Origin of the sequence: Pseudoalteromonas sp. TAE56 (assembly GCF_000497955.1) — a bacterium.
GTDB lineage: Bacteria > Pseudomonadota > Gammaproteobacteria > Enterobacterales > Alteromonadaceae > Pseudoalteromonas.
The window spans coordinates 1-4,884 of sequence record NZ_AUTN01000044.1; the positions used below are offsets into that span (position 1 = coordinate 1).

Genomic DNA, 4,884 nt, shown 5'->3' on the forward strand with positions numbered 1-4,884 from the left:
GAGCCACAAAAAGCAGTTACGCCTGGTCAATCTGCCGTATTTTACGCAGAAGATGTGTGTTTAGGTGGTGGTATTATTGACTCGGTGATTAAGTAATGAATGAACACCAAGTCATGGCGCTTGCCGCCATGTGCCAGGCTGCTAAACAAGTTCAAAAAATTGCCCAATACGGCAACAATAACGAACATGATTTAGAAATCTTACTTTCAAGCATTATTCAAACATCTCCGGCATCGCCAGAAGATGTTTACCAAGGTACTGACAACTTACGTGATGGCTATAAAACATTAATGGCGCAGCTTACTGCTGGCGCTCAAAAAGATGTTGAAATAGTAAAGTACGTAGGTGGTTTAATGCAGCTTGAGCGAGCACTCAGTGCTAACGAAAAAAGCTTAAACGAATTAGGTAAACGAATTGATGATATTCATCGTCGTTTAGACCACTTTGCTATTACCGATGAGAGTGTTGTTGCCGGTTTAGCAGATATTTACTCGTCGGTGCTGAGCCCCCTTGGGCACCGAATACAGGTTTATGGTAAACCCGAGTTATTAAAACAGCAGCTCACTCAAAATAAAATCCGTGCGTTATTATTAGCCGGCATTAGAAGTGCAGTATTATGGCGACAAATGGGCGGTAAACGCCGTCACTTTTTCTTTGCAAAAAGAAAAATACTCGCCATTGCTAAAACAAAAATTTAACTATCGTTCAAACTAAAATTTAGGAGTTATTATGGAGCTTTCAGCGTTAACGGCTATCTCTCCAGTGGATGGTCGCTACGGCAGCAAAACCACTGAACTACGCAGTATTTTCAGCGAATTTGGCTTAATCAAATACCGCGTAATTGTTGAAGTGCGTTGGTTGCAAGCGTTAGCTGCAGCAAGCGATATTAAAGAAGTACCTGCATTTAGCGAACAAGCTAATGCACTTCTAAACGCCATTGTAGATAACTTCAGTGAAGCTGATGCACAGCGCGTTAAAGATATAGAACGCACTACAAATCACGATGTTAAAGCTGTTGAATACCTACTAAAAGAAAAAGTAGCCGATAACAGTGAGCTCCATGCAATAAACGAATTTATTCACTTTGCTTGTACTTCAGAAGATATTAATAATCTATCTCATGGTTTGATGCTAAGCGAAGCACGTAAAAATGTTTTACTTCCTTATTGCGACGAACTTTTAAGTGCAATTAAAGCTAAAGCAATTGAATACAAAACAATCCCAATGATGACTCGTACGCACGGACAACCTGCTACACCATCAACTATGGGTAAAGAGTTTGCTAACGTATACATGCGTTTAAAGCGTCAACGTGACCAAATTGCACAAGTAGAAATGCTAGGTAAAGTTAATGGTGCTGTTGGTAACTACAACGCTCACCTTAGCGCATACCCAGATTACGACTGGCACACACATGCAGATAAATTTGTATCAAGTTTAGGTTTAACACTAAACCCATTTACTACACAAATTGAACCGCATGACTATATTGCAGAGTTATTTGACGCAATTGCACGTTTCAACACTATATTATTAGATTTTGACCGTGACATGTGGGGTTACATTGCCCTTAATCACTTTAAGCAAAAAACAATTGCTGGCGAAATTGGCTCATCAACAATGCCACATAAAGTTAACCCAATTGATTTTGAAAACTCAGAAGGTAACTTAGGCTTAGCAAATGCCATTTTCTCTCATCTTGCACAAAAATTACCCGTTTCTCGCTGGCAGCGTGATCTTACTGATTCAACGGTATTACGTAACCTAGGTGTTGGTATGGGTTATGCAATTATTGCATACCAATCAACACTTAAAGGTGTAAGCAAGCTAGAAGTAAACGAGCAACGTTTAGCTGACGAGCTTGATCAAAACTGGGAATTGCTAGCTGAGCCGATTCAAACGGTTATGCGTAAGTATGGCATTGAAAAGCCATACGAAAAACTTAAAGATTTAACACGCGGTAAACGCGTAAATCAAGAAATTATGGCTGACTTCATCGATGGTTTAGACCTTCCAGAGCACGCTAAAGTAGAAATGAAAAAATTAACGCCTGCCAACTACATTGGCCGCGCTGTTGAGTTTATTGATGATTTAGTTTAAAACTAAATTGCTCTTTTAAAAAGCGAAAGGATCATCCTTTCGCTTTTTTTGTTTTAACCTCATTGCACTAACTAGTAGGCATAATGTATGTACCAATTAAAAATAAATAATTTGTCTGAGCAAGAGTTTTTAAGCCATTTTTGGCAAAAAAAGCCGCTTTTAATCAAACAAGGTTTTGCTGATTTTCAAGACCCGCTTGATGCTAATGAACTTGCCGGCCTAGCAATGGAAGAAAGCATAGAGTCGCGTATTATCACCAATCATAAAAATGATTGGCAAACACACCAAGGTCCATTTGAAGACTTTGAGCAATTAACTGACGATCACTCTACTTTACTCGTGCAAGCAGTTGATCACTGGCATAGCGATGCTGCACAACTGCTAGAACCTTTTAGGTTTATTCCCAACTGGCGCATAGACGATTTAATGATCAGCTATTCAACGCCTAATGGTGGTGTGGGTCCACATTTAGACCAATACGATGTATTTATTATTCAAGGTGAAGGCAAACGTCATTGGCGTGTAGGCTTACCCGATCCAACACTTAAGCAGTTTGCTCAAAACAAAAAACTACTTCAGGTTGAAGCATTTGAAGCCGTAATAGATTGCATTTTAGAACCTGGCGATATTTTGTATATTCCACCAGGGTGCCCTCACGAAGGTTACGCTGTAGAAAACGCACTAAATTATTCAGTTGGTTTTAGAGCCCCAAATCAACAAGATTTATTGTCGAGCTTTGCCGATCATATTATTGATACCGAAAGCGGACAAAAACGTTATACCGATCACAACATCACACTAAGAAAATCAAAAGGTGAACTTACAAACCTTGAAGTTGATAAAGTTAAAACACTGATGGCGGCACTTTTAGAAAATGACGATTTATTTAAACAATGGTTAGGCTCAACGCTTAGTCAGCCCAAACATGAAATGGATTTAGCACCAGTAGAGCCTCCATTTACATCAGAGCAAATAAGCGATGATTTAAGTGATGAAGAAACTGTGTTTGAGCGTTTAGGTGGTACGCGTGCTATTTACCAGCAGCTCGATACCGAAGTGCTATTAAGTGTTAACGGTGAAAATTACGCTATGCCATTAACTGACTTAGCGGCGGTAAAACTACTTACCGATAATACTGAGTTTGAAAGTTCAGCATTAAACTTAACAAACCCAAGTTTAGTATTTACTCAAACCTTTACTACACTTGTTAATGAGGGGATCTGGTTTAATATAGACCAAGAATAATAATACCAATTTTATTAGTAATGATGAGCATTTTGCGGCGTAAAATATTATGTATACAGGTTAGCTAAAAATTTTAATTTTACCTGATATTGGCTTAAATAATTTTGCTGCGATTACTTACTCATTTTAATTTGGTATCAATAGGAGTTTGCAATGGGCTATCTGGTTGATAAAGTTGAATGGGATATAAAAAAAGATATGTTACAAAAAATTCGAGAGCGAGTTTTTGTTTACGAGTTACATATCCCCAAGCACATCGAATTCGATAGCCTAGATAAAATTGCATTACATGTACTTGTCACAGACGATGCAAACTGCCCTATTGCAACAGGTAGATTATGTACAGATGGCTTAATCGGCAGAATAGCTGTATTACCCGAGCATCGTAACCGCAAGGTATATAAATCACTTCTCAATTTTATTGTTGAATTAGCGTCAAACCAAGGTATAGAGGAAGTAAGCATTAATTGTATTTTAAATGAGGTAGAGCGTTTTAAGCGAAATGGCTTTATTCAGCAAGGAAATGTTTTTATGGAAGCGGGAATACCCAGGCAACGCATGCAATGCCCTGTTTCAGCGTTTAAAACAACCCCCTTCACACTTGTTCATTAGATAAAGAAAAGGGCAATAAATAAACTAACGCCCTCCACATTATTATTTTAAACTAAACTTAAGTTACCTAAACTACTTGGGTTCATTAGCCCACAGTGGTTCATTATCATACATTTCGTATAAGCCATGTGCTCTATTTATAAGTAAGTTAGCAAAATCTACCTGAGTTTTATCACGCGCGCCTGTACTCATAATTTGATCCGCTTTTAATTGCCACTGCAATGAAAAATAACGCATTGCATCGCGAGCATCTGTAGCTGCACTTACCTCAGCATGATCTGTAGGTAATCGCCCTGTAACTACCCAATATGTTTTACCGTTCTGGGCTTTAAATTTCCACATTGCACAAAGTGGTGCTAAAAATCGGCTGTCTTTATCAACTACTGATTTCGGCATAATGCCTTTTTCGGCTAAATGCTTTTGCGCTGCTTGAAAACATTCCCGTTGCCACTGCATTCTTTGCTCATCAGTTATAACTTGCTCTTTTGCTGTTAACGGCTTTTTTTCTTGTTGTTCCATTTTTAATAACCTTTTACTTCTTTTTTTACACTCTAAGGGCTTAGTAAATAAGGTGCAAGCATAAAACTCCCATTTGCACCTTAAAGCTCTCTGTTTGCTGTGTTTTTAAGCAAACTATTATTTTATATTGTGATCAAACGAACCTACATCACCCGGAAAAACTACGGGTGACTCAACACCGTCTTTACTAACAGAAGCTACACCAAAGTAATAATTATCAATTACCACATTTTCAAGCGTATATTTTGAAACATTACCCACGTATTTACTAAACTGCCATTGCGGCTCGCTCGTATAACGCCAATAAATTTTATATCCAGCAATGTTCTCGTCCTCATTTTTCGCCCATGAAAAAGAAGTGTTAGCAGTAACAGCGCCCGTTATTTTAACTTCTTTTGGCGGCGCGGG

Annotated in this window: 7 protein-coding genes; 5 read left to right on the top strand and 2 right to left on the bottom strand. The window is 38.4% G+C overall.

Annotated features, from left to right (window positions below; all coding sequences use genetic code 11):
- The 5 genes from L656_RS1000000123020 to L656_RS0101510 form a co-directional block, all read left to right on the top strand.
- The coding region (locus tag L656_RS1000000123020; protein WP_139015446.1) for an aminomethyltransferase beta-barrel domain-containing protein at nt 1-96 on the top strand (96 nt) is incomplete at its 5' end.
- Entirely contained in the window at nt 96-698 is a 603-nt protein-coding gene (hflD, locus tag L656_RS0101495) for a high frequency lysogenization protein HflD (protein WP_024597927.1), read from the top strand. The genes L656_RS1000000123020 and hflD, both read left to right, overlap by 1 nt.
- 31 nt (nt 699-729) lie before the next feature.
- Nucleotides 730-2,100: an adenylosuccinate lyase gene (gene purB, locus L656_RS0101500; protein ID WP_024597928.1), complete on the top strand. Its 1,371-nt coding sequence runs from the start codon at nt 730-732 to the stop codon at nt 2,098-2,100.
- A gap of 87 nt (nt 2,101-2,187) precedes the next feature.
- A complete protein-coding gene (locus L656_RS0101505; RefSeq protein ID WP_024597929.1) occupies nt 2,188-3,345 on the top strand; it encodes a ribosomal protein uL16 3-hydroxylase in 1,158 nt (385 codons plus the stop codon).
- Nucleotides 3,346-3,498: 153 nt separating this feature from the next.
- Nucleotides 3,499-3,957, top strand: coding sequence for a GNAT family N-acetyltransferase (locus L656_RS0101510; RefSeq protein WP_024597930.1), 459 nt, complete (start codon nt 3,499-3,501; stop codon nt 3,955-3,957).
- Between the two features lie 72 nt (nt 3,958-4,029).
- On the opposite strand, the gene L656_RS0101515 is transcribed toward L656_RS0101510, so the two are convergent.
- Both L656_RS0101515 and L656_RS0101520 read right to left on the bottom strand, forming a co-directional pair.
- The gene (locus L656_RS0101515) at nt 4,030-4,476 is read right to left on the bottom strand and encodes a DUF4826 family protein (RefSeq protein ID WP_024597931.1); all 447 of its coding nucleotides are present in this window, start codon (nt 4,474-4,476) and stop codon (nt 4,030-4,032) included.
- Nucleotides 4,477-4,593: 117 nt separating this feature from the next.
- Nucleotides 4,594-4,884: fibronectin type III domain-containing protein (locus L656_RS0101520; RefSeq protein ID WP_029750585.1), on the bottom strand; the 291-nt coding region annotated here is incomplete at its 5' end.